17 protein-coding genes are annotated in these 24818 nt (G+C 71.9%); 12 read left to right on the top strand and 5 right to left on the bottom strand.

The window, feature by feature from the left end; translation table 11 throughout:
- The first annotated feature begins 95 nt into the window (after positions 1 to 95).
- Positions 96 to 1547, top strand: coding sequence for a gamma-aminobutyraldehyde dehydrogenase (locus ACK1X7_RS33830; RefSeq protein WP_382960114.1), 1452 nt, complete (start codon positions 96 to 98; stop codon positions 1545 to 1547).
- 193 nt (positions 1548 to 1740) lie between these two features.
- On the opposite strand, the gene ACK1X7_RS33835 is transcribed toward ACK1X7_RS33830, so the two are convergent.
- Both ACK1X7_RS33835 and ACK1X7_RS33840 read right to left on the bottom strand, forming a co-directional pair.
- Positions 1741 to 2430 (bottom strand): glycerophosphodiester phosphodiesterase, encoded by a 690-nt coding sequence (locus tag ACK1X7_RS33835; protein ID WP_385139297.1) that lies wholly within the window; start codon positions 2428 to 2430, stop codon positions 1741 to 1743.
- Positions 2427 to 3449 (bottom strand): adenosine deaminase, encoded by a 1023-nt coding sequence (locus tag ACK1X7_RS33840; protein ID WP_216347592.1) that lies wholly within the window; start codon positions 3447 to 3449, stop codon positions 2427 to 2429. Before ACK1X7_RS33840 ends, ACK1X7_RS33835 begins: the two co-directional genes overlap by 4 nt.
- A gap of 112 nt (positions 3450 to 3561) precedes the next feature.
- On the opposite strand from ACK1X7_RS33840, the gene ACK1X7_RS33845 reads away from it, so the two are divergent.
- The 8 genes from ACK1X7_RS33845 to ACK1X7_RS33880 all read left to right on the top strand — a co-directional run bounded on the left by ACK1X7_RS33845 (position 3562) and on the right by ACK1X7_RS33880 (position 12707).
- The gene (locus ACK1X7_RS33845; RefSeq protein ID WP_413116072.1) at positions 3562 to 4500 is read left to right on the top strand and encodes a DUF4190 domain-containing protein; all 939 of its coding nucleotides are present in this window, start codon (positions 3562 to 3564) and stop codon (positions 4498 to 4500) included.
- A gap of 153 nt (positions 4501 to 4653) precedes the next feature.
- The gene (locus ACK1X7_RS33850) at positions 4654 to 5076 is read left to right on the top strand and encodes a DUF4190 domain-containing protein (protein ID WP_385139303.1); all 423 of its coding nucleotides are present in this window, start codon (positions 4654 to 4656) and stop codon (positions 5074 to 5076) included.
- 280 nt (positions 5077 to 5356) lie between these two features.
- Complete coding sequence (locus tag ACK1X7_RS33855) at positions 5357 to 6877, top strand: gamma-aminobutyraldehyde dehydrogenase (protein WP_385139306.1); 1521 nt, start codon at positions 5357 to 5359, stop codon at positions 6875 to 6877.
- Between the two features lie 80 nt (positions 6878 to 6957).
- Positions 6958 to 8208: a polyamine ABC transporter substrate-binding protein gene (locus tag ACK1X7_RS33860; protein WP_413116073.1), complete on the top strand. Its 1251-nt coding sequence runs from the start codon at positions 6958 to 6960 to the stop codon at positions 8206 to 8208.
- A 20-nt stretch (positions 8209 to 8228) separates the two neighbouring features.
- Positions 8229 to 9392, top strand: coding sequence for an ABC transporter ATP-binding protein (locus ACK1X7_RS33865; RefSeq protein WP_385139312.1), 1164 nt, complete (start codon positions 8229 to 8231; stop codon positions 9390 to 9392).
- Between the two features lie 62 nt (positions 9393 to 9454).
- Positions 9455 to 10459, top strand: a complete 1005-nt coding sequence (locus ACK1X7_RS33870; RefSeq protein ID WP_413116074.1) for an ABC transporter permease — start codon at positions 9455 to 9457, stop codon at positions 10457 to 10459.
- Positions 10456 to 11253, top strand: a complete 798-nt coding sequence (locus ACK1X7_RS33875; protein WP_078644035.1) for an ABC transporter permease — start codon at positions 10456 to 10458, stop codon at positions 11251 to 11253. Before ACK1X7_RS33870 ends, ACK1X7_RS33875 begins: the two co-directional genes overlap by 4 nt.
- Before the next feature lie 5 nt (positions 11254 to 11258).
- Entirely contained in the window at positions 11259 to 12707 is a 1449-nt protein-coding gene (locus ACK1X7_RS33880) for an NAD(P)/FAD-dependent oxidoreductase (RefSeq protein ID WP_385139318.1), read from the top strand.
- Positions 12708 to 12848: 141 nt separating this feature from the next.
- Here ACK1X7_RS33880 and ACK1X7_RS33885 read toward each other — a convergent pair whose 3' ends face one another.
- Positions 12849 to 13769, bottom strand: coding sequence for a phosphatase PAP2 family protein (locus ACK1X7_RS33885; protein ID WP_413116075.1), 921 nt, complete (start codon positions 13767 to 13769; stop codon positions 12849 to 12851).
- Positions 13770 to 13871: 102 nt separating this feature from the next.
- On the bottom strand, positions 13872 to 15221 hold the full coding sequence (gene gabT / locus ACK1X7_RS33890) for a 4-aminobutyrate--2-oxoglutarate transaminase (protein WP_413116076.1): 1350 nt from the start codon (positions 15219 to 15221) through the stop codon (positions 13872 to 13874).
- A 664-nt stretch (positions 15222 to 15885) separates the two neighbouring features.
- Between gabT and ACK1X7_RS33895 the strand changes: the two genes are divergently transcribed.
- From ACK1X7_RS33895 to ACK1X7_RS33905, 3 genes are all read left to right on the top strand, one after another.
- Positions 15886 to 17985, top strand: coding sequence for an ATP-binding protein (locus ACK1X7_RS33895; protein WP_413116077.1), 2100 nt, complete (start codon positions 15886 to 15888; stop codon positions 17983 to 17985).
- 207 nt (positions 17986 to 18192) lie between these two features.
- Positions 18193 to 19980 (top strand): PucR family transcriptional regulator, encoded by a 1788-nt coding sequence (locus ACK1X7_RS33900; protein ID WP_398160249.1) that lies wholly within the window; start codon positions 18193 to 18195, stop codon positions 19978 to 19980.
- A 233-nt stretch (positions 19981 to 20213) separates the two neighbouring features.
- Entirely contained in the window at positions 20214 to 21674 is a 1461-nt protein-coding gene (locus tag ACK1X7_RS33905; protein ID WP_385139333.1) for an aldehyde dehydrogenase family protein, read from the top strand.
- Positions 21675 to 21754: 80 nt separating this feature from the next.
- On the opposite strand, the gene ACK1X7_RS33910 is transcribed toward ACK1X7_RS33905, so the two are convergent.
- On the bottom strand, positions 21755 to 24775 hold the full coding sequence (locus ACK1X7_RS33910; RefSeq protein ID WP_413116078.1) for a glycoside hydrolase family 3 C-terminal domain-containing protein: 3021 nt from the start codon (positions 24773 to 24775) through the stop codon (positions 21755 to 21757).
- Positions 24776 to 24818 lie beyond the last annotated feature (43 nt).

Here is a 24818-nt window from a genome sequence, read left to right on the forward strand (position 1 = left end):
TCCGTTGTTCTGGTGTGGCGGGTATGTTGAAAGCGCAGCCCCGGCGACTACTGTGGATGTCTCACCCATCGGACAGCCAACAGGAGGGGTGGCACGTGACCACCGAACTGCGTCGTCTGCGCAATTACATCGACGGAGCGTTCCGGGACGCCGCGGACGGGCGGACCACGGAGGTGGTCAACCCGGCCACGGGCGAGCCCTATGCCACCGCGCCGCTCTCGGGCGCGGCGGACGTGGACGCGGCGATGGCCGCTGCCGAGGCCGCCTTCCCGGCCTGGCGCGACCTGGTGCCCGGCGAGCGCCAGAAGGCACTGCTCAAGATCGCCGACGCCTTCGAGGCGCGGGCGGAGGAGCTGATCGCCGCCGAGTCCGAGAACACCGGCAAGCCGATCGGTCTCACGCGGGACGAGGAAATCCCGCCGATGATCGACCAGATCCGCTTCTTCGCGGGCGCGGCCCGGATGCTGGAGGGCCGCTCGGCCGGTGAGTACATGGAGGGTCTCACCTCGATCATCCGGCGTGAGCCGGTCGGGGTCTGCGCCCAGGTCGCACCGTGGAACTACCCGATGATGATGGCCGTATGGAAGTTCGCCCCGGCCCTCGCCGCGGGCAATACGGTCGTCATCAAGCCCTCGGACACCACCCCCGCCTCCACCGTGCTGATCGCCGAGATCATCGGCGGAGTGCTGGCGGAACTGGGACATCCGCAGGGCGTCTTCAACGTGATCTGCGGCGACCGCGAGACCGGCCGGCTGATGGTCGAGCACTCCGTGCCCGCCATGGCGTCCATCACCGGCTCGGTGCGGGCCGGCAAGCAGGTCGCCGAGAGCGCCTCGAAGGACGTCAAGCGGGTGCATCTGGAGTTGGGCGGCAAGGCCCCCGTGGTCGTCTTCGAGGACACCGACATCCCCAAGGCGGTCGAGGACATCTCGGTCGCGGGCTTCTTCAACGCGGGTCAGGACTGCACGGCCGCCACCCGGGTGCTGGTCCACGAGTCGATCCACGACGAGTTCGTGAGCGCGCTCGCCAAGGCCGCCGCCGAGACCAAGACCGGCGCGCCCGACGACGAGGACGCGCTGTACGGGCCGTTGAACAACGCCAACCAGTTGGCCCAGGTCTCCGGCTTCATCGACCGGCTCCCCGCCCACGCCAAGGTCGAGGCGGGCGGCCACCGGGTCGGCGACAAGGGCTTCTTCTACGCGCCCACCGTGGTCTCCGGGCTCAAGCAGGACGACGAGATCATCCAGAACGAGGTCTTCGGCCCGGTCATCACCGTGCAGTCCTTCTCCGAGGAGGCGCAGGCGATCTCGTACGCCAACGGCGTGGAGTACGCCCTCGCTTCGTCGGTGTGGACCAAGGACCACGCCCGCGCGATGCGGATGTCCAAGGCCCTGGACTTCGGCTGCGTCTGGATCAACACCCATATCCCGCTGGTCGCCGAGATGCCGCACGGCGGCTTCAAGAAGTCCGGCTACGGCAAGGACCTCTCCGCCTACGGCTTCGAGGACTACACCCGCATCAAGCACGTCATGACGTCGCTGGGCTGATCCCGGGCCGGTTCCGGGCCGATCAGGGCCGACCCCGGCCGATTCCCGCGCCGGGCTTGTCACTTGGTCATGGCAGGATCCCCTGTCATGACCAAGTGGGGCCGGGCGGCCCGGCCGCGTCCGAGCCGGGGTTCCGCCACTACGGACCGGCGACGCGGCCTGTACGAACTGTACGAAGCCCGTCAGCCGATGATCAGCCGCTGAGCAGAAGGGCCGCCAGGGCGCCGACCCGGTTGGTGGTGATGCCATCGACGCCCGCCCGCAGCAGCCGCGACATCGACCGCCGGGTGTCGGCGGTCCAGGCGGAGACCAGCAGCCCGTCGGCGTGATGGCGGGCGACCAGCTCCCGGGAGACCAGCCCGAAGCGGTAGTTGAGCCACCGGGGGCGCAGCGCGGCCAGCAGCGCCGCACCGGGCGGGGCCAGCGTCGTCCAGGTCAGCGCTATCTCGGCGTCCGGCTCCGCGCGGCGCACGGCGTGCAGGGCGGCCAGGGCGCCGCAGTAGTACACCCGGTCGCCCGCCCCGCTCTCCCGTACCTCGGCGACGGCGGCGGGCGCGGCGGAAGCGTCCGGCAGGTCGATCAGCAGCCGGGTGGAACCGGCGCACGCGAGGGCCTCGCGCAGGGTCGGGACGCCCCCGCCGGTCAGCCGCCGCACCTCGTCGGCGGTCAGCCCGGACAGCGGCCGGTCCTGGCCCCACAGCCGCTTCAGCGTGGCGTCGTGGAGCAGCACCGGCACCCCGTCCCGGGTCAGCCGTACGTCGATCTCGACCGCGCCCGCCCCCGCGCGCACCGCGGAGCGGATCGAGGGCAGGGTGTTCTCACGGCACACATACGGGTCGCCGCGGTGGCCGACCGGGACGCAGCGCGCCCCCGCCGCCCTCATCGGCCCGCGACCGCCGTATAGGCGTCGATCTCCGCGGCGAGCCGCGCCTTGCCCTCGGCGTCCAGGAAGGACGCCTCGACGGCGTTCTTCGCCAGGGCCGCGACGCCCGCCGCGTCCAGGTCCAGCAGCCGGGCCGCGACCTGGTACTCGGTGTTGAGGTCGGTGCCGAACATCGGCGGGTCGTCGCTGTTGATCGTGACGATCACCCCGGCCTCGACCATCTGCTTCAGGGGGTGCTCATCGAGCGTGGCGACGGCGCGCGTGGCGAGGTTGGAGGTCGGGCAGACCTCCAACGGAATGCGATGCTCCGCGAGATGGGCGAGCAGCTTCGGGTCCTGGACGGCACTGGTGCCATGGCCGATGCGCTCGGCCCGCAGCTCGATCAGGGCGTCCCAGATCGTCTGCGGTCCGGTGGTCTCGCCCGCATGCGGCACGCTGCGCAGCCCGGCGGCGATGGCCCGGTCGAAGTACGGCTTGAACTGGGGGCGCGGCACCCCTATCTCCGGGCCGCCGAGGCCGAAGCCGACCAGCCCCTCGGGGCGCAGCTCACAGGCGATCCGGGCGGTCTCCTCGGCGGCCTCGAGACCGGCCTCGCCGGGAATGTCGAAGCACCAGCGCAGCACCGTGCCGAACTCCGACTCGGCCGCCTTACGGGCGTCCTCGATCGCCTCGACGAAGGCGGTGTCCGGGATGCCGCGCCGGGTCGAGCTGTAGGGGGTGACGGTCAGCTCGGCGTAGCGGATGTTCTGCCGGGCCATGTCGCGGGCGATCTCGTAGGTCAGCAGCCGGACGTCCTCGGCGTTGCGGATCAGGTCCACCACGGAGAGATAGATCTCGACGAAGTGCGCGAAGTCCCGGAAGACGAAGTACTCGGCGAGTGCCTCGGGGTCGGTGGGCACCTTGGAGTCGGGGTGCCGGGCGGCCAGCTCGGCCACGATGCGCGGGGACGCGGACCCCACGTGGTGCACATGGAGCTCCGCCTTGGGCAGCCCGGCGATGAAGGTGGTCAGATCGGTCAACGAAACCTCCGGGAGACGCCCGCCGGCGGCGGGTTCCGGTCATCGTATGGTGTGTCGCCGACGGGCCCGCCACAGGCCGTAGCATGGGCGGACGTCTTTGTGGGGGAGCTTCATGGCCGACCAGCACGACCCGTCCGAGCCGCGGGATGAGCCACGGCGGCCCGGGCGGCCGAGGCAGCCCGAACCGCGCGAGCGCGACCCCTGGGCTCCACCGGCGCAGCGGGTCGCGATGGACAAGAGCCCGATGGACCAGGCGGCGGCCGGACAAGGGCAACCGGCTCCCCGCCCCTCGGTGGCCGAGCAGCCGACCCTCACCTCCTATACCGCCATGGCGGGCCCGACGCCCCCGTCCCCTCCGCCGCCCCCGCCGGGCCCCGTGGCCGCGCCGGGCGCGGTGCCCCCGCCGCCGCCCGCGCCGACCGGCCCGGGCACGCCCAGCGCCTATCCGGCCGCCGGGCCGTACGGCTCGGCGGGCTACGGGCCGACCGGATACGCCCAGCCGGGATACGCCCAGCCGGGATACGGCCACACCGGATACGGGCAGCAGGCGCCCCCCAAGCAGTCCCCGTACGGCGGGGTGCCGGGCTATCCCGGCTACGGCTACCCGGGCACCGCCCACCCCGGCACGGGATACTCCGGTTCCGGATATCCGGGCACCGCCTACCCCGGCGCCGCCTATCCCGGCGGGACGTACGGCCAGGGCTGGCCGGGCGGGACGTATGTGCCGAACAACGGTCATGGCACGGCCGCCCTGGTGCTCGGCATCATCGGCCTGGTCCTCTCCCCGAGCATCGTGTTCGGCATCATCCTCGGTGTGCTCGCCATCGTCTTCGGGGTGCTCGGCCGCGCCAGGGCGGCAAGCGGCGAGGCGACCAATGGCGGTTCCGCGCTCGCCGGGGTGATCCTCGGCGTGGTCGCCGTGGTGGCGAGCGTCGCCATGATCTTCGTCTACATCGCCACCGGGGACGACGGTTCGGACGGCGATGACGATCCGGGCTATGCCGATGTCTCGGCCGCCGCGGTGCTCCCGGTCGCCGATATCGGCCGCTGACGCGCCTCCCACATCGCGACCGGCCTCCCGGGACGCTCCCGCCCCCCACCGGCAGGCACCGCCGACAGCGGCGCCGACCTGGGCAATCGAGCTGTCCCGGAATGCGGCATGCCCATAACATTGCCGGACGTTCACCAGGAGGGGAGACCACCGATGTCCAGCGCCATGCCCGGTCCGCCGCAGGATCCGTACGACCCCCAGGCCAATCCCTACGCCATGCCCGCGCCGCCGGCCCAGCCACCGCAGTACCCCGGAGCCGGATACCCCGCCGCGCCGCCCGTCCACCCGGGGGCGGCCGGGATGCCGATGCGGCTGAACAACGGCATGGGCACGGCCGCGCTGGTCTGCGGCATCGTCGGCCTGGTCTGCGGGATCACCTACTTCCTGTGGGTCTTCGCGGTCATCCTCGGAGTCCTGGCGATCATCTTCGGCGCCATCGGCAAGGGGAAGGCCGGCCGGGGGCAGGCGAACAACGGAGGCTCGGCCACCGCCGGTCTGGTCTGCGGAATCATCGGCATGGTGCTCCCGGTGATCTACGTCGCGGCGGTGGACGCCGCCATCGACTCCATCTTCTAGACCGGAGGGTCCGGACCGACACCCGGAGCGACCCCGGGCCGGCATCCGAGCCGGGCATCCCGCCCGGCGTCCGGCCCGGCTGTCCAAACCGTCGGTCCGGACCGGGATCCGGCGCGGAAACGGTGACACCGGAGCCGCTCCGATCACTGAATCCGTCGCGAAATCAAAAAGCAACAACGGAATCCCTTGTTGAAGCGAAGGCTCTCTGTCAGGATCAGCCTTCAATTCCGGTTGGAGCTACGCCGCGCCTCGTTGGGGCGGACCGGCGGAGGAGAGCGCGATGGATCAGCGGTTCGACGTGACGGAGCGGTTCGCCGACGGTGCCCAGTACATCGCGGGCCGTCTGCGCCAGGGCGGCTCCGAGGGCACGCATCAGGTCATCGACCCGGCCACCGGCGAGCAGGTGTTCGACTACCGGCTCGCCGGTGCGGCCGATGTCGACGCCGCCGTGGCCGCGGCCGGGGCCGCCTTCCCCGAATGGGCGGGCGCCACCCCCGGTGAGCGGTCCGACGCGCTGCACCGCTTCGCCGCGGTGCTCACCGAGCGGGCGGACGACCTCGCCTACGCCGAGTCGCTTCAGTGCGGCAAGCCCATCAAGCTCAGCACCGAGTTCGATGTGCCCGGCTCCATCGACAACACCTCCTTCTTCGCGGGCGCCGCCCGCCAGTTGGAGGGCAAGGCCGCCGGTGAGTACAGCGGTGACCACACCTCGTACATCCGCCGCGAGCCCATTGGGGTCATCGGCTCCATCGCCCCCTGGAACTACCCCCTCCAGATGGCGGCCTGGAAGGTCCTCCCGGCCATCGCCGCGGGCAACACCATCGTGCTGAAGCCCGCCGAACTGACGCCGCTGACCTCGCTGATGTTCGCGCAGGCGGCCACGGAGGCGGGCCTTCCGGACGGTGTCATCAACGTGGTGAGCGGCACCGGCGCGGAGGCGGGCGAGTGGCTGGTCTCCCACCCCGCGGTGGCGATGACCTCCTTCACCGGATCGACGGCGGTCGGCAAGCGGGTCGCCGAACTCGCCACCTCCACCGTCAAGCGGATCCATCTCGAACTCGGCGGCAAGGCGCCCTTCGTCGTCTTCGACGACGCGGACCTGGAGGCCGCCGCGCACGGCGCCGTCGCTGGCGCGCTGATCAACAGCGGACAGGACTGCACCGCGGCCACCCGCGCGTATGTCCAGCGCCCGCTCTACGACGCGTTCGTCGCCGCCGTCGCCGATCTGATGGCGTCCGTACGGCTCGGCGACCCCTTCGATCCGCACACCGACCTCGGCCCGCTGGTCTCCCACGCCCAGCGCGACCGCGTGGCGGGCTTCGTGGACCGGGCCCGCGGCTACGCCACCGTCGTCACCGGCGGCGACGCCCCGGGCGGCGACCTCGCCAAGGGCGCCTACTACCGGCCCACGCTCATCACCGGCGCGCCCCAGGACAGCGAGATCGTCCAGTCCGAGATCTTCGGTCCGGTCCTGGTGGTCCTCCCCTTCGACGGCGACGACGAGGGGATCGCACTCGCCAACGACACCCCCTACGGTCTCGCCGCCTCCGCCTGGAGCCGCGATGTCTACCGGACGGGCCGCGCCTCCCGCGAACTCCGGGCGGGGTGCGTCTGGATCAACGACCACATCCCGATCATCAGCGAGATGCCGCACGGCGGTGTGCGGGCATCCGGCTTCGGCAAGGACATGTCGGCGTACTCCTTCGAGGAGTACACGCAGGTCAAGCATGTGATGTTCGACAACACCGCAGTGGTCCGCAAGGACTGGCACCGCACGGTCTTCGGGGATCGACAGACCTGACCGACAGACCTGAATGTGCGGCCACCCCCGCGTGGCCTCGGCCGGCCGCCACCGGCCGACACCCTCGAAAGGCACAGCTTATGGAAGCACGGCACGAGTCCGAGAGCCTGTCCCCACCGCAGATCGCCGCGATACGGCGCTCCATGACCAGTGGCCGGATGGCGCTCACCCGCCGCTCCCTGCTGCGCGCGGGAGGCGCCGGGGCGATCGCCGTCGGCGGGCTCGGGGCGCTCGGCGGCTGCGGTATCCCGCCCGCGGGGCGCACCGAGGCCAACAACGCCTCCGATGACCACTCCGACGAGGAGAAGAAGGTCAACTTCTCCAACTGGTCGGAGTACATGGACGTCAGCAAGGACAAGAAGCGCCACCCCACCCTGGACGAGTTCCAGCGGCGCACCGGTATCGCGGTGAAGTACACCGAGGACATCAACGACAACGTCGAGTTCTTCGGGAAGATCAAGCCGCAGCTCGCCGGAGGCCAGAGCATCGACCGTGACCTCATCTGCATCACCGACTGGCTTGCCGCCCGCATGATCCGGCTCGGCTGGATGCAGAAGCTGGACTCGGCCAACCTGCCGCACGCCTTCGGCAACCTGGCCGAGGGCTTCCGCACCCCCGACTGGGACCCGGGCCGCTCCTACTCCTACCCCTGGACCGGCATCCCCGCCGTCATCGCGTACAACAAGAAGGCCACCGGCGGCCGTAAGGTCACCTCCATCACGCAGCTCCTGGAGGACCCGAAGCTCAAGGGCCGGGTCGGCATGCTGACCGAGATGCGCGACACCGTCGGGCTGACCCTGCTCGACATGGGCAAGCGGCCGGAGGACGTCACCGCCGACGACTACGACGCCGCCCTCGCCCGTATTCAGAAGGCCGTCGACCGCGGGCAGATCCGCCGGTTCACCGGCGGCGAGTACACCGGCGACCTCGGCCAGGGCGACCTGGCGGCGTGCGTGGCCTGGGCGGGCGACCTCGTCCAGCTCCAACTGGACAAGCCCCAGGTGGAGTTCGCCGTCCCGGACGCGGGCTATATGACCTCCACGGACAATCTGCTGGTCCCGAACAAGGCGCGCCACAAGAAGAACGCGGAGCGGCTCATCGACTACTACTACGAGCCCAAGAACGCCGCGAGGGTCGCCGCCTTCATCAACTACCAATGTCCGGTCGACGGGGTCCGCGATGAGCTGGCGAAGATCAACAAGAGCCTGGCGGAGAACCCGCTGATCATCCCCGACGAGGAGATGACCGCCAAGTCTCATGCCTTCCGTTCGCTCTCGAGCGAGGAAGAGACAGTCTTCGAGGAAAAGTTCACCAAGCTCACCGGCGCCTGACAGACGAGGGAAGCCACCCCATGACCGACCCCAGTGCCACCTTCGCCTCCGGCGGCGACGTCCGTCTCACCGGGATCAGCAAGACCTACGGGTCCTTCACCGCCGTCCAGCCGCTCGATCTGTACGTGCCCGCGGGATCCTTCTTCGCCCTGCTCGGCGCCTCCGGCTGCGGCAAGACCACCACACTGCGCATGATCGCGGGACTGGAGGAGCCCACCAGCGGCATCGTCCGGCTCGCCGATGAGGACATCACCGCCCTCCCGCCCCATAAGCGGCCCGTCAACACGGTCTTCCAGAGCTATGCCCTCTTCCCGCATCTCGACATCTTCGAGAACGTCGCCTTCGGACTGCGCCGGCGCGGCGTCAAGTCGGTGAAGAAGCAGGTCGAGGAGATGCTGGAGCTGGTCCAGCTCGGCGACTTCGCGCGCCGCAGGCCGCAACAGCTCTCCGGCGGCCAGCAGCAGCGCGTCGCCGTCGCCCGGGCTCTGATCAACCACCCCCGGGTGCTGCTGCTCGACGAACCGCTGGGCGCGCTCGACCTCAAGCTGCGCCGTCAGATGCAGCTCGAGCTCAAGCGCATCCAGACCGAGGTCGGCATCACCTTCATCCATGTCACCCACGACCAGGAGGAGGCCATGACCATGGCCGACACGGTCGCGGTGATGAACGGCGGCCGGGTCGAACAGCGCGGCGCCCCCGCCGACCTCTACGAGAACCCCGGCACCACCTTCGTCGCCAACTTCCTCGGCACCTCCAACCTCATCGAGGCCGAGATCACCGACAAGAGCGGCGGCGACCTCGTCCTCGCCGCCGCCGGCGGCAAGCTCTCACTGCCCGCCGACCGATGTAGCGCCCCCGTCCGCACGGGAGGGAAACTGCTGGTAGGGGTGCGTCCCGAGAAGATCACCCTGAGCCATGCCGAGGACGCCGGGACCATACCCGAGGGCCGCAACCGGCTCACCGGGCGGATCGCCGACTCCAGCTTCATCGGCGTCTCCACCCAGTACCTCATCACCACCCCGGACTGCCCCGAGATCACCGTCTACGAGCAGAACATCGAGCGCGACGCCCGGCTCGTCCCCGGCGCCGAGGTCGTCCTGCACTGGAACCCCGCCCACACCTTCGGCCTCGACGCGACCCAGGACATCGACGCGGGTACGGAGCTGGACGAGGAGGCCTCGTGAGCGTGTCCCGGCGCGCTGCGCGGGCTGGACTGAGGAGCCGCGCAGCGACGAAGGAGCGAGCAGTGACGAGGGAAGCCCGCGCGTCGGAGCGCGCCGGGACTGAGCGGGGAGAGGGGACGGCCACAGCCACTCCCGACGCCCCGCCGGACACCGCTGGGCCCGCGCCCGAGCCCGTACAGAAGCCGCCCCTTCTCAAGCCCGCCGTCCGCAAGCGGCTGGTGCCCTACTGGCTGCTGCTCCCCGGCATCCTCTGGCTGCTGATCTTCTTCGCCGCGCCGCTGATCTACCAGGCGTCGACCTCCGTCCAGACCGGCTCCCTCGAAGGGGGCTTCAAGGTCACCTGGCACTTCCAGACCTACTGGGACGCGCTGAGCGAGTACTACCCGCAGTTCCTGCGCTCGGTGCTCTACGCCGCCACCGCCACCGTGATGTGCCTGCTGCTCGGCTATCCGCTCGCGTACCTCATCGCCTTCCGGGCGGGCCGCTGGCGCAATCTGGTGATGATCCTGGTCATCGCGCCGTTCTTCACCAGCTTCCTGATCCGCACCCTGGCCTGGAAGACGATCCTGTCCGACAGCGGCCCGGTGGTGGGCGCGCTCAACTCGCTGCACATCCTGGACGTCACCAGCTATCTGGGAATCACCGAGGGACAGCGGGTGCTGGCCACCCCGCTCGCGGTGGTCTGCGGGCTCACGTACAACTTCCTGCCCTTCATGATCCTCCCGCTCTACACCTCGCTGGAGCGCATCGACCCCCGGCTCCACGAGGCCGCGGGCGATCTCTACGCCCGGCCCGCCACCACCTTCCGGAAGGTGACCTTCCCGCTGTCCATGCCGGGGGTCGTCGCGGGCACGCTGCTCACCTTCATCCCCGCCACCGGCGACTACATCAACGCCGAACTGCTCGGCTCCGCCGACCAGAAGATGGTCGGCAACGTCATCCAGTCGCAGTTCCTGCGGGTCCTGGACTATCCGACGGCGGCGGCACTGTCCTTCATCCTCATGGCGGCCATCCTGACGATGGTCACCGTCTACATCCGCAAGTCCGGGACGGAGGACCTGGTGTGACGGCCCTGACGCGCTGGATACGACGGAACCTGGTGGTCATCGCGGGGCTCGGCACCCTCGCGTATCTGATCCTGCCCAATGTCGTCGTCCTGGTCTTCTCCTTCAACAAGCCCAACGGGCGCTTCAACTACCAATGGCAGCGGTTCTCCACCGAGGCATGGACCGATCCGTGCGGCGTCGCCGACATGTGCGGCTCGCTCTCGCTCAGCCTGAAGCTCGCGATATGGGCGACGATCGGCGCGACCCTCCTCGGCACGATGATCGCCTTCGCGCTGGCCCGCTACCGCTTCCGGGCCCGCTCCGCGGTCAACAGCCTGATCTTCCTGCCGATGGCCATGCCCGAGGTCGTCATGGCCGCCTCGCTGGCCACCCTCTTCCTCAACATGGGCGTTGACTTCGGCTTCTGGACGATCCTCATCGCCCACATCATGTTCTGCCTGAGCTTTGTCGTGACGGCCGTCAAGGCGCGGGTGATGTCCATGGACCCCCGGCTGGAACAGGCCGCCCAGGACCTCTACGCCTCCCCGGCGCAGACCTTTGTGCGCGTCACCCTGCCGATCGCCGCGCCCGGTATCGCCGCGGGCGCGCTGCTGTCCTTCGCGCTCTCCTTCGACGACTTCATCATCACCAACTTCAACGCCGGTTCGACCGTGACCTTCCCCATGTTCGTCTGGGGATCGGCACAGCGCGGCACACCCGTGCAGATCAATGTGATCGGCACGGCGATGTTCGCCGTCGCGGTGCTGTGCGTTCTCGCCGGCCAACTGGCCGGCGCCCGCCGCAAGAGGAGCTGAAAACCATGGCCACGGACGCCATGACCCGCTCGCCCGGGGGCGACAGCGCCCCCGGCCCGTCCGCCCTCAAAGCCCTGGCCGACGCCGCGTACCGGCCGTACTGGCTGGACGACCCCGGCAGGCCCCGCCCCCGCCCCGCCCTCGTCGGGGACGAGCGCTGCGATCTGCTCGTCGTCGGCGGCGGCTACAGCGGACTGTGGACCGCCCTGATCGCCAAGGAGCGCGACCCCGACCGCGAGGTGGTCCTGGTCGAGGGCCAGGAGATCGGCTGGGCCGCCTCCGGACGCAACGGCGGCTTCTGCGCCGCCTCCCTCACCCACGGCCTCGGCAACGGCGCCGCCCGCTGGCCCGGTGAACTGGCCGAACTCGAACGGCTCGGCCTGCGCAACCTCGACGCCATCGAATCCGCCGTCGAGCGCTACGGCATCGACTGCGACTTCGAACGCACCGGCGAGATCGATGTCGCCACCGCGCCCCACCAGGTCGAGGAGTTGCGCGAAACCGTCGAACAGGCCGGTGCCCTCGGCCTGGAGCCGCCCGAGTTCCTCGACCGCGACGCGGTACGCGCCGAGGTCGACTCGCCCACCTTCCTGGCCGGGCTGTGGGACCGCCGGGGCGTGGCCATGGTGCACCCCGCCAAGCTCGTCTGGGGCCTGGCACGGGCCTGCGCCGAGCTGGGCGTACGGATCTACGAGCACACCCCGGCCGAACGGCTGGCGAGCAGCGGGGCGGCGATGGCCGTCCGCACCCCCTACGGCCGGGTCCGCGCCCGCCAGGTGGCGCTCGCCACCAACGCCTTCCCCGCCCTGGTGCGCCGCGTCCGCCCGTTCATCGCCCCCGTCTACGACCATGCGCTGATGACCGAACCGCTCACCGAGGAGCAGCTCGAGGCGATCGGCTGGCAGCGCAGGCAGGGACTCAGCGACACCGCCAACCACTTCCACTACTTCCGGCTCACCGCCGACCGGCGCATCCTGTGGGGCGGCTACGACATCATCTACCGCTACGGCGGACGGGTGCGCGCCGAATACGATCACCACCCGGCCACCTACCGCACCCTCGCCCAGCACTTCTTCCAGTGCTTCCCGCAGTTGGAGGGCGTGCGCTTCAGCCACGCCTGGGGCGGCGCGATCGACACCTGCTCGCGCTTCTCCGCGTTCTTCGGCAGCGCGCACGGGGGCAGGGTGGCGTACGCCCTCGGCTATACGGGACTGGGGGTCGGGGCGACCCGCTTCGGGGCCGAGGTGATGCTCGATCTGCTCGCCGGCGAGCGCACCGAGCGCACCCGCCTGGAGATGGTCCGCAGCAAGCCCCTGCCCTTCCCGCCGGAGCCGGTGCGCTGGGCGGGCATCGGCATCACCCAGTGGGCCATGACCCGGGCCGACGAGAACGGCGGGCGCCGCAATCTGTGGCTGAAGGCCATGGACAAGGTGGGGCTGGGCTTCGACAGCTAGGACCGGAGGACGGGAAGACCGGAGGACGGGAAGACCGGAGGACGGGGAGACCGGAGGACGGGGAGACCGTGCTCGGCTGAGGTCACTCCGGGCCGTTCGGTGCGGCCCGTGGTGACCGCGGCTTTCGCGGGCCGCTTTCCGCTAGCCGCCGGGGCGCGACCGGTTCAGACCGTCACCCTGGCCGCTCCGGCACAGCCGGAGCGTCGCCCACAGCAGCAGACCGCACAGACACCAGCTCGCGACGGTGTCCAGCGGCCAGTGGTAGCCGCGCCGGACCAGTCCGGCGGCCACGGCGAGGTTCAGTACGGCGACGGCTACCAGGAGGGGCCGCCGTAGCCGCGGGCGCAGAAGAGGGTGGAGGAGCAGCGCCGCCGCGCCATAGGCGACGGCGGCCGTCGCGGCATGGCCGGACGGGAAGAATCCGGTCTCGCCCGCCAGCGGACCGGGCGGGCCGGGACGGTCGATCAGCGCCTTGAACGGAACCACCAGCGCCGGAACCGCCGCCATCGACACGGCGGCGGCCAGCGGCGGCAGCCACCAGCGCGGCTCTCCCGCGCGCCGGGCGCACCACGCCGCCCAGCAGAGCGCGACGGCGAGGACGGGGACCGCCACCGCCGTATTGCCGAGGTCGGCGAGGAATTCGGCGATGGGGGAGGGGAACGCCGAGCCGGCGATCGCGCGGCCGAGCCGTTCGTCGTAGGTCCGCAGGGGGCCGCGGGCGGCGATCTGCCAGGTGCACAGCGCGAGCAGTGCGATCAGTGCGAGGGGTGTGAAGAGCGCGCGGGGCGTGAGGAGTGCGCGGGGCGTGACGAACGGCGCCCGGGGCGCGGAAGGGGAGTGAACAGTCGGCGGCCCCGGAACAGGGGGGGTAGTTCCGGGGCCGCCGTGGCGACCGGTGTGCCGCGCGCCCCGGGGGGTTTGGGGCGGGCGGCCGTCCGATCGGTGAGGAGATCCGGAGCCGGAGGCTCCAGTGGTGTGCGCGAGGGCACAGCCGGGTCGGGGCTGGGGAAGCACCGGCTCGGCATCGCCCGCAGTCCCCTGCGAGCGGGGTGTTTCTCTCATCTGGAATGACCGTACGGCAGCGAAGCCCCGCCGGACAGGCCGATCACCCACCTGTCATCGGCCCCGCACATCTTCTTCACGCCACCCATCGATCACCCACAGTCACAGCTCGGCGAAGGCGCTCTCGAGGACGTCGAGACCCTCGTTCAGAAGGTCCTCGCCGATCACCAGCGGCGGCAGGAAACGCAGCACATTGCCGTAGGTTCCGCAGGTCAGCACCAGCAGCCCGGCCGAGTGGCACGCCTTGGCGACGGCGGCCGTGGCCTCGGGGTTGGGGTCCTTGGTGCCGGACTTCACCAGTTCGATGGCGATCATGGCGCCGCGGCCGCGGAGGTCGCCGATGATGTCGTACTTCTCCCGCATCGCGGCCAGGCGGCCCTTCATGACCTCCTCGATGCGCTTGGCCTTGGCATTGAGGTCCAGCTCGCGCATCGTCTCGATCGCGCCGAGCGCCGCCGCGCACGCCACCGGGTTTCCGCCGTAGGTGCCGCCGAGGCCGCCGGAGTGCGCCGCGTCCATGATCTCCGCGCGGCCGGTGACGGCGGCGAGCGGCAGACCGCCCGCGATGCCCTTGGCGGTGGTGATCAGGTCCGGGACGATGCCCTCGTCCTCACAGGCGAACCACTGGCCGGTGCGGCAGAAGCCGGACTGGATCTCGTCCGCGACGAAGACGATGCCGTTGGCCTTGGCGAACTCCGCGATCCGGGGGAGGAAGCCCTTGGCGGGCTCGATGAAGCCGCCCTCGCCGAGAATCGGCTCGATGATGATCGCGGCCACGTTCTCCGCCCCGATCTGCTTGCTGATCATGTCGATGGCCTGGGTCGCGGCCTCCTCGGCGCAGTTCTCCGGGCCGGTCAGCCAGCGGTAGGGGTAGGCGAGCGGAACGCGGTAGACCTCGGGCGCGAAGGGGCCGAAGCCGTGCTTGTACGGCATGTTCTTGGCGGTGAGCGCCATGGTGAGGTTGGTGCGGCCGTGGTAGCCGTGGTCGAAGACGACGACCGCCTGGCGCTTGGTGTACGAACGGGCGATCTTCACCGCGTTCTCCACAGCCTCGGCGCCCGAGTTGAACAGCGCCGACTTCTTGGCGTGGTCGCCGGGCGTGAGCCGGGCCAGCTCCTCGCAGACCTCCACATAGCCCTCGTACGGCGTGACCATGAAACAGGTGTGGGTGAAGTCGGCCAGTTGCGCGGACGCCCGGCGCACGACGGCCTCCGCGGAGGAGCCGACGGAGGTCACGGCGATACCGGAACCGAAGTCGATCAGCGAGTTGCCGTCCACGTCCTCGATCACACCGCCGCCCGCGCGCACGGTGAAGACCGGCAGCACACTCCCCACCCCACCGGCGACCGCCGCGTTCTTACGGGCGAGCAGCTCCTGCGACTTCGGGCCGGGAATGGCGGTGACGACGCGACGCTCCTGGGGGAGGGACGGGCCTCCGGACAGTTCGGTCATGAGGGGCTCCAGGGGAAAGAACAGCGGTTTTAGTCGCAGGCTAGGGGCGCGGCACCGGATGAGGCATGTTCCGTTCGGGAGCACTGCGCGTGTTGCCTTGTCCGCCACGGCCATAGCCCGACGACCGCCTTACGGATCCGGCGGCGGCCTTACGAACCCGGTGTCCGCCTTACGGATCCAGCGACCGCTTTACGGATCCGGTGTCCGCCTTACGGATCAGGTGACCGCTTTGGGGACCCCGCGAGTGAGACGGCACCGCCCGGGTCGCTGAACTCCCCGCGCGGGAACACTAGATTGAGCGATGGCGCGAAAGCCGAGGAACAGCCGGTCAGGGGGCAAGGGGCAGCACATGGACACCGAGGGCACGTTCGACCCACGCAGCACACGCCACAACCCGCTCCCACCCCCGCCCCCGCAAACCCCGCCCTCGGCAACCTCAGGAGTCCGGCCGCAGCCGCCGCGCGAGCCGGAGTACCCGCGCGCATCAGCAGAACAGCCCTCCACGCCCCGGCTTGCGGCGGACGCTCCATCACAGGGTTCAGGTGGACCGTGGCACCGAGACGGCAGGGACACGCCTTCTCCGCAGACCGGCCCGTCACCAGCAGCCTGGCCACCCGTCGCCGCTCCCGGACCGGCCACGAGCCGCCCGGCTGGGCCGCCGCCGATGCCGCGGACCGCGCCCCCGGCGGCCCCCGGCGCGGCCCCGGTCCCCGCCCAGGCTCCCGGCACGCCCCCGGTGCCCGCGCCCGCGGCCCGGCCGTCCTTCGTCGCCTGGCTGCGCGCTCCGCGGTCCGAGGCGGCACCGGGGGTGTGGACGTACGAGCACAAGCCGAAGGCGCCGGAGGAGCCGGACCGGATCCCAGGGCGGCGGCTGCTCAGCGGGGCAGTGATCTCCGTGCTCTGCGGCTGGCTGGTCTGGTCACTGCTCTGGAACGGGTACCTGGGTGGCTATTGGCTGTGGCCCATGTATCTGCTGACTCCGGACTCGTGGTACGAGCGCGGGGGCAACACACAGGCGGGCTGGTGGGCCCAGCGGATCTACATCGGCATTGTTCTCGCCTGCCTTGCCGTGATCTTCGGCCGCGTCGGCCACTGGTCCGAAGTCTGGCGCCGCTACGTCGCGCCCCTCTTCCGGCGGGCCTGGGATGAGCCCGCCCCCGAGGCGGCCGCCGCGGGGCGGCCCGAGGGGGATCCCGTGGAGTGGCCGCACCTGCGGGCCGCCGGGGCGCACAGTGCGGCTGACCGGTTGGCGGCGGACGCGCGGGCGGGGGCGATGAATGACGTCGACCATGCCCGCATCGAGCGCGCCTGGCAGTCCGTGCGGGCCGGGCGGAACTCCCTCGCCTCGTTCACCGACACCGTGCTGCGCCACGGCGCCGCCTCGTACGGGCATCCGTCCGGGGCGCGGGATCTGCCCGCCAGGACGGCGCGCCATGATCTCCTCGCGCATCAGGTCCGCCTCGGCACCGCCGCCGACGACCGCCGCAACCCCTACCAGCACCGCGGCGTCGGGCTGGCCCTCGAGCCCGATGTGCTCGCCACCTCGCTGCTGGCCGTCGGGCCGCCCGGTTCGGGGAAGACGGGGCGGATGGTGCGGCCCGTCGTGGAGTCGCTGTGTCTACAGGCGCTCGCCGGGCAGGTCGCCGTCGTGGCGGTCGGGGCGGCGGGGGCCGGGCTCGGGGCGGATGAGGCGTTCGACGTCGTCGTGAAGATCGGCCGGCCGGACTCCGGCTACGACTTCGACCTCTACGGCGGCACCACCGACCCCGACGAGGCCGCGGGCGTCCTCGCCGAGGCCCTGATCGGCGACATGGCCGCCTCGCTGCCCGGCGGGGACAGCCGGCGCGCCGCCACCGCGCTGGCCCAGTTGCTCGGCCCCTACCGCGCCGCACACGGCCGCTTCCCGTCCGTTCCGGATCTGCGGGAGCTGCTGGACGGTTCCAAGGCGGCCGTCGACGCGCTGCGCGCGGCGCTGGACGAGGCCGGGGAGCGGGCGCAGGCCCGTGAGCTGGAGGCGCGGGTCCGGCAGTCGGGTGCGCCCGGGGACGTGGGCACGCTGCTCGCGGACCGGATCGCACTGCTGGACCGGCCCGCGTTCGCCGACTTCTTCGACACCACCGGCGACCGCCGCCCGTTCTCCCTCCGCGCCCTCGAACACCCCCTCCGGGTCCGCATCGATCTGCCCGAGCGCGGCCATGCGGAGGCGTCGCGGATGCTGGCGCGGCTGGTCCTGGCGCAGTTCACCGAGTGCGCCGTGGGCCGCGCCGACCGTTCGCTGTTCGCCTGTCTGGTCCTGGACGACGCCTCGCACACCATCACCCCCGAGGCCCTGCGCGGCATCCAGCGGCTCCGCTCCGCCCACGCGGGCGCCGTGCTCACCCTCCGCACCCTCGACGACGTCCCCGAGGCGCTGCGCAGTGCCCTGCTCGGCGCGGTCGGCTGCCGGATGGCCTGTGCCGGGGTGACGACCTGGGACGGGGCGCGGTTCGCGGAGGTGTGGGGGACGGAGTGGGTCGAGACGCGGGACATCACCGACCGGCAGATCATCGCCGAGGAACCGCTCACCAAGGTGCTGCACTTCATCCGTAAGGTCGTCACCGGAAAGGCGGTGACCACGCAGTCGGTGACCGTACGGACGGTGGAGCGCGAGCGCTGGTCCGCGTCCGAGCTGGCCCACGCGGTTCCCGCCGGGCATGCGGTGCTCTCGGTGACCTCCGTAAGGGGCGAGGGCGGGCCGCCGGTGCTGGTGGATCTCCGCGGGTGACCGACCGGCGCCCCAGGTGTTCCTCCTTGCCGCGATCAGATGTTCTGCCGCGGTTGCCCCGCTCAACGCGACGGGGCGACCGCAGCGTAACGGCCAGACCGGCGGCCAAATCCGGCCGTCAATTCCACGTATTCCTCCATTGAGGCAGAATCGGCAGTAGCCGTTCATACGGGACGGTGAATTCGTCGCATCCGCATCGAAGGTGCCATGCCTCCCACGCTCGCCTCACTCGTCCGTCACCCCGGTCTCAAGCTGTCCGTGCTCGCGGGCGAGGACCGGCTGGAGACGCCTGTGCGCTGGGCACATGTCAGCGAGCTGGCCGACCCCGTGCCCTATATGGAGGGCGGCGAGCTGCTCCTGATCACCGCGATGCAGATCGAGGCCGAGGACCCGGAGGCGATGAGCCGCTATGTGCGGCGGCTGGTGGGCGCGGGCGTGGTCGGGCTCGGCTTCGCGCTCGGCGTCAAGTACGCCGAGGTGCCGGCCGCGCTCGCCGCGGCGGCCAAGGAGGAGGGGCTGCCGCTGATCGGCGTGCCCCGCCCCACCCCCTTCATCGCGATCAGCAAGGCCGTCTCCGCGGCCATAGCCGCCGACCAGTACCGGGCCGTGACCGCCGGGTTCGAGGCGCAGCGCGAGCTGACCCGCGCCGCCATCGGCGCCGAGGGGCCCGCCGCGCTGCTCGCCCGGCTCGCCGCCCATGTCGATGGCTGGGCCGCGCTCTACGACGTCTCCGGCTCCGTGGTCGCCGCCGCCCCCGACTGGGCCGCCCGCCGTGCCGCCCGGCTCACCGCCGATGTCGAGCGGCTGCGCTCCCGCCCCGGCCCCGCGAGCATCGTGGTCGGCGGCGGCGGCGGCGGGGGCGGCGAGGCCGGGGCCAAGGGCGCGGAACCGGCCGAGGACACGGCCGCCGCCGACCGGGTGGAGCTCCAGTCCCTGGGCACCGGGCGCCGCACCACCCGCGGTGTGCTCGCGGTCGGTACGGGCGCGCCGCTGGGCACCGCCGAGCGCTATGCCGTGCACTCCGCGGTCGCGCTGCTGACCCTGACCACCGAGCGTTCCCGCGCCCTGCGGGAGGCCGAGCAGCGGCTCGGCGCCGCCGTGCTGCGGATGCTGCTCGCGGGCGAGCCCGACCATGCGCGGGCGGTCGCCGGGCGGCTGTACGGCGGGCTGCTCGACGCGCCGTTCCGGATGCTGGTCGCCGAGGTGCCGTCCGGCGGCGCGGTCCAGCAGCCCATAGCGGCCACGCCCGGAGCGGACGAGGCCCCTCAGGAGCCCTTCGCCGAAGCCACCACCACGGCCACGGGCACGGCCATGGGCACGACCCCCGGCGAAGCCGAGGCCGCCGACCCCCTCGCCACGCTCACCGACACCATGGAGGCGGCCGCGGCCCGCATCGGCGAGTCCGTGCTGGTGGTGCCCGACGGCGAACGGCTCATCGTGCTGGCCCCCGACGGCGGCGCGGCGGTCGCGGCATGCGCCGAGCACGCCCGGGCCGTCGAGAGCCGCCGCGGCACCAAGGCCCGCCCCCGCGACCGTACGGCCGCCACCGCGCCCCACGGCGACGAGCTGGTCATCGGGCTGTCCGCCCCCGCGGGCCCCATCGCCGCCGCTGCCGCCTACCGCCAGGCCGAGCAGGCGCTGTCGGTGGCGCGCCGCCGGGGCCGGATGCTGGTGGAGCATGAGCAGGTCGCGGCGGGTTCCGTGCTGCCCCTGCTCGCCGACGACGCCGTAAGGGCGTTCGCCGACGGCACGCTGCGCGCCCTGCACGAGCACGACGCCACCGGCCGGGGCGATCTGGTCGCTTCGCTGCGCGCCTGGCTCTCCCGGCACGGCCAGTGGGACGCGGCCGCCGCCGACCTCGGCGTCCACCGGCACACCCTGCGCTACCGGATGCGCCGCGTCGAGGAGATCCTGGGCCGCTCCCTGGACGATCCGGACGTCCGCATGGAGCTGTGGCTCGCCCTCAAGGCCACGGCCGCGGGCACCTCTGCCTGAAGCGGTACCTCGGGCTGAAGCGCGCATCCGCATCACGAGCCGACCGCCACGAGCCGACCGCGTCCGCTTCGGTCATCCCATTCCGGTCATCCTCCTCCCGATCTCTCCCGAATCGGGCACGCCATAGCGGAGCGCCGACGGCCCCGACTGCTACGCCCCGGACAAACGCCGAGCGGGCCGGGCGCGCCTACGGTGGGAGGAGATACACCACTTCAGAAGGGTCGGGATCCGCTGTGCCAGACACAAACGAAGCTGTCACCCACGCGTTCTGGCTCGCCGGCCGCAAGGCGACGGGCGAGAGCACGCTCGAGGTCACCTCGCCCTGGGACGGCCGCCGCGTCGGCGTGGTGAGCGTTCCCACCGATGCGCAGATCGAGGAGGCCGTCGCCGCGGCCGACGCGGTGCGCGAGGAGTTCGCCGCGACCCCCGCGCATGTGCGGGCCGCCGCGCTGGACCATGTCTCGCGCCGTCTCGCCGAGCGCAGCGAGGAGATCGCCCGGCTGATCTCGGACGAGAACGGCAAGCCGATCAAGTGGGCGCGCGGCGAGGTGGGCCGCGCCGTGTCCGTCTTCCGGTTCGCCGCCGAGGAGGCCCGCCGGTTCAACAGCGGGGATGCCCAGCGGCTGGACACCGACGCCGGTGGCACCGGGCGACTGGCGCTGACCCGCCGCTTCCCGCGCGGCACCGTGCTCGGCATCGCCCCGTTCAACTTCCCGCTGAACCTGAGCGCCCACAAGGTCGCCCCGGCGATCGCGGTCGGCACCCCGATCATCCTCAAGCCGGCGCCCGCGACCCCGCTGTCCGCGCTGATCCTGGGCGAGCTGCTGGCCGAGACCGAGCTCCCGGCGGGCTCCTGGAGCGTCCTTACCGTGCCCAACGACCGGATGCCCGCGCTGGTGCAGGACGAGCGGCTGCCGGTCATCTCCTTCACCGGTTCGGAGAAGGTCGGCTACGCGATCAAGGAGTCGGTGCCGCTCAAGCACTGCACCCTGGAGCTCGGTGGCAACGGCGCCGCGGTCGTCCTGTCGGACTACGCCTCCGCCGCCGACCTCGACTGGGCGGCCACCCGCATCGGCACCTTCTCCAACTACCAGGGCGGACAGTCCTGCATCTCGGTGCAGCGGGTGATCGCGGACGCGTCCGTCTACGAGGAGCTCGTGCCGAAGATCGTCGCGGCCGTCGAGGCGCAGGTCACCGGCGACCCGACCGATGACGCCACCGATGTCGGCCCGCTGATCAGCGAGGACGCCGCCAAGCGCGTCGAGTCCTGGGTCGACGAGGCCGTACGGGCCGGTGCGAAGCTGCTGACCGGCGGCAAGCGCGAGGGCTCGAACTACGCCCCGACCGTGCTCGCGGACGTCCCCGCCGATGTCACCCTCTCCTGCGAGGAGGTCTTCGGACCGGTGCTCACCCTGCACAAGGTGGCGGACGAGGCCGAGGCGTTCGCGGCCGTGAACGACTCCAAGTACGGCCTCCAGGCGGGCGTCTTCACCCGTGAGGTGCGCACCGCCTTCCGCGCCCACCGCGCCCTGGAGGTCGGCGGAGTGATCATCGGCGATGTGCCCTCCTACCGTGCCGACCAGATGCCGTACGGCGGCGCCAAGAAGTCCGGCGTCGGCCGCGAGGGTGTGCGGTACGCGATGGAGGACTACACCTACGAGCGGGTCATGGTCCTCACCGGCCTCGACCTCTGATCCACCCCGCCGGGCCCCGCCCCCACTGCGGGGCCCGGCGCGGGGGCAGGCCGCCCCGGCGGCTCCGGACCCGCGAACCCTCAGCCGGAGAAGCCGAGACGGGCCAGTCTCAGGCCGCCGCGCAGCGTGATGTGCAGGTCCTGGACGCCGGTCGGCGACGTGGGCAGGACCGCGCGGACCGTGGTGTACGTGTAGCGGCCGCCGGTGGGCGGGACGGCGACGGTGGCCAGGGTGGTGCCGTCGGCGAGGTGCACCCCGACCGTCGCGTCATCCTCCGCCCCCGCCCCCGCCGCGGCCGCATCGCGCGCCGCTTCGACGGTCATCGACGTGGCGCCCGCGCCGAAGTCGCAGGCGCGGAAGAGCAGTCGGCCGACCGCGTCATCACGGCGGGCCACCGCGTCCCCGCGAACCTTGGTGCGGTCCACCAGCACGATCCCGTCCGCCGCGTCGTAGTCCGCGGCCTCCAGACCGCGCCGCAGCACCGGGCGCGGCGCGGGCGGCGGGCCCTCGACGGTGACGGTGGCGGTGGCCCGCAGATCCGCGCTGGACGCGCCCGCGTGGATCTCGTACGTACCCGGGTCGACGGTCCAGCGGCCGTGCGCCACGTCCCAGAACCCCAGCGCGTCCTCGACCGGCACGGTGAAGAACAGCCGCACCCGCTCGCCCCGGCGCAGCCGCACCCGGCGGTGGGCGATCAGCCGGCGGTGCGGCAGTGGCACCCGCGACGGACCCGGCGCGCTCGCGTAGATCTGCACGACCTCGTCGCCGTCGCACGGACCGGAGTTGGTGACCTCGCATGCCACGGTGAGGCCCGCCGCCCGCCGTACCGACAGCTCGCCGTAGCTGAAGTCGGTGTACGACAGGCCGTGTCCGAAGGGGAAGAGCGGGGCGCCGTCGAAGTACAGATAGGTGGCGCGCGCGGCGATGATGTCGTAGTCGAGCAGGTCCGGCAGATCGTCGTGGGAGGCGTACCAGGTCTGCGGCAGCCGCCCCGCCGGTGAGATGTCCCCGAACAGCACCCGGGCCAGCGCCGTGCCCGCCGCCTGGCCGCCGTGCGCCGTCCACAGCAGCGCGGGCAGCGCGTCGGCCGCCTCCCCGACCGCGTAGGGGTAGCTGGACGTCAGCACCAGCGCGGTCCGCGGATTGGCGGCGTGGGCCGCGCGCCACAGCCGCTCCTGCTGGGCGGGCAGGGCGAGGGTGGTGCGGTCCTCGGTCTCCCGGCCGCCGATATGCGGATCGTTGCCCGCCACGACCACCACGGCGTCCGCCCGCGCGGCGGCGCGGGCCACCGCGTCCTCGCCGCGCTCGACGACCTCCAGCCGGAAGACGGTCCCCTCCGCGTCGCTGTCACGCTCGGCAACCTTCAGCGCGCCCGCGGCGACACAGACGTAGCCGCCCGTGCCCATATGTCTGAGGAGGTGTCCGTCACGGTGTGCTTCGAGCGTGAATGTCTCCTGGACCACCCAGCCCCCGGGCCGCTCGGCCGCCGCGCGCACGAAGCCGTCGTCGGCCACGGTCAGATAGCGGCCGGAGGGCGCGCGCAGGGTGAGCACACCACCGCCCCAGTCGGCCAGGGACAGCTCGGTGGGGGTGTCGCCGACGGTCAGCGGGGGCAGATCGGTACGGCCCGCCGTATGGGCAGGGTTGAGCGAGCCTTCGTCTGCCGGGCCTTCGCCCGTGGGCCCTTCGTTCGTCGGCCCCTCCTCCGCCGGATGCACCGGACGCACCGGACGCACCGGATGCACTGGACGCACCGAACGCACCGGAAGCACCGGACGCTCGCCCTCCGCCGCCGCGTCCGGTACCCGCACCCAACCGGCCTCGGTGCGCAGCCGTACGGTGTCCAGGCCGTCCGCGAATACCACCCGGTCCGCGCCGAGCCGCTCGGCCAGCGCCTCGCGTGGCGAACTGCGCCGGATCAGGCTTCCGCTGTACCAGTCCAGCTTGCACTCGTCCGCGAGCGGACCGACGACCGCGAGGGTACGGACGCCGCTCTCGGAGAGCGGCAGCAGACCGTCGTTGGCGAGCAGGACGACGGCCTGTTCGGCGGCCTCCAGGGCGAGGGCGCGATGCGCGGGGGTGTCGAAGGCCCCGTCGATTCCGCCTGCCGCTCCCTCGGGCTCGTCGCACTCGTCGAACTCACCCAGCCCACACCGCATCGTCAGCAGCCGCCCCACCGCCGTGTCCACCGTGGACGCGTCGATCAGCCCGCGCTCCAGCGCGCCCCGCACCCGCGCGATCGTCTTCGACGCGTCCTGGTCGTGGTCGGTGAAACTGTCCACCCCCGCCAGCAGAGCCGCGGCGATCGCCTCCGCATGGCTGTCGAAGTAGTGCTCGGAGTCGACCAGATTGGACGGCGCGCCCGCGTCGGAGCAGACCACCAGCTCCTGGTCGGTCCAGGTGCGCAACTGCTCGCGCAGATACGGGGAGAGGTGGTTGGGGCGCCCGTTGACCAGGTTGTACGCGGGCATCACCCCGGCCACCGCGCCCGCCCGCACCGCCCCGCGGAAGGCCGCCAGATCGTATTCGTGCAGCACCCGCGGCCGCACCGAGGAGGAGGTGGTGTCCCGGTCGGTCTCGTTGTTGTGTGCCAGCCAGTGCTTGAGGACGGGCGCGGTGCGCCAGCGCTCCGGGTGGTCGCCGCGCAGCCCGCGGGTGTAGGCCGTGGCCAGGGCCGAGGTGAGACACGGATCCTCGGCGTACCCCTCCTCGTTGCGGCCCCAGCGCGGATCGCGCAGCGGATTCACCGTCGGCGACCACACATTGAGGCCCACCCGCGGATCGCGTGCGCGCATGGCCCGTGCCTCGCGGCCGACCGCCTCGCCGACGCGCCGCACCAGCTCCGGGTTCCAGGTCGCGCCGAGCCCGACGGCCTGGGGAAAGACGGTCGCCGGACCCATCCAGGCGACACCGTGCAGCGCCTCCTGCCCGGTACGGAAGGGCGCGAGGCCGAGCCGCTCCACTCCGGGCGCGAACTGGTGCAGCATCGCGATCCGCTCGTCGAGCGAGAGCCGGGCCAGCAGATCCGCCACGCGCGTACGCACCGGCAGCCGCGTATCGCGAAACGGCAGACGGGTGATCAGACCACCGTCATCACTCATCACGGATACCGATCCCCTTACCCAGTTCGTCGGAGACGTGCCG

The sequence above is a fragment of the Streptomyces sp. CY-1 genome, assembly GCF_047218265.1.
In the GTDB taxonomy this organism is placed as follows: domain Bacteria; phylum Actinomycetota; class Actinomycetes; order Streptomycetales; family Streptomycetaceae; genus Streptomyces; species Streptomyces niphimycinicus.

Bases quoted from the DNA above. Each gene is read 5' to 3' on its own strand.
- ACK1X7_RS33865 (WP_385139312.1), top strand. From the start codon at position 8,229: ATGACCGACCCCAGTGCCACCTTCGCCTCCGGCGGCGACGTCCGTCTC.
- gabT (WP_413116076.1), bottom strand. From the start codon at position 15,221: ATGACCGAACTGTCCGGAGGCCCGTCCCTCCCCCAGGAGCGTCGCGTC.
- ACK1X7_RS33900 (WP_398160249.1), top strand. From the start codon at position 18,193: ATGCCTCCCACGCTCGCCTCACTCGTCCGTCACCCCGGTCTCAAGCTG.
- ACK1X7_RS33845 (WP_413116072.1), top strand. From the start codon at position 3,562: ATGGCCGACCAGCACGACCCGTCCGAGCCGCGGGATGAGCCACGGCGG.
- ACK1X7_RS33910 (WP_413116078.1), bottom strand. From the start codon at position 24,775: ATGAGTGATGACGGTGGTCTGATCACCCGTCTGCCGTTTCGCGATACG.
- ACK1X7_RS33850 (WP_385139303.1), top strand. From the start codon at position 4,654: ATGTCCAGCGCCATGCCCGGTCCGCCGCAGGATCCGTACGACCCCCAG.
- ACK1X7_RS33885 (WP_413116075.1), bottom strand. From the start codon at position 13,769: ATGAGAGAAACACCCCGCTCGCAGGGGACTGCGGGCGATGCCGAGCCG.
- ACK1X7_RS33860 (WP_413116073.1), top strand. From the start codon at position 6,958: ATGGAAGCACGGCACGAGTCCGAGAGCCTGTCCCCACCGCAGATCGCC.
- ACK1X7_RS33835 (WP_385139297.1), bottom strand. From the start codon at position 2,430: ATGAGGGCGGCGGGGGCGCGCTGCGTCCCGGTCGGCCACCGCGGCGAC.
- ACK1X7_RS33880 (WP_385139318.1), top strand. From the start codon at position 11,259: ATGGCCACGGACGCCATGACCCGCTCGCCCGGGGGCGACAGCGCCCCC.
- ACK1X7_RS33895 (WP_413116077.1), top strand. From the start codon at position 15,886: ATGCCGCGGACCGCGCCCCCGGCGGCCCCCGGCGCGGCCCCGGTCCCC.
- ACK1X7_RS33855 (WP_385139306.1), top strand. From the start codon at position 5,357: ATGGATCAGCGGTTCGACGTGACGGAGCGGTTCGCCGACGGTGCCCAG.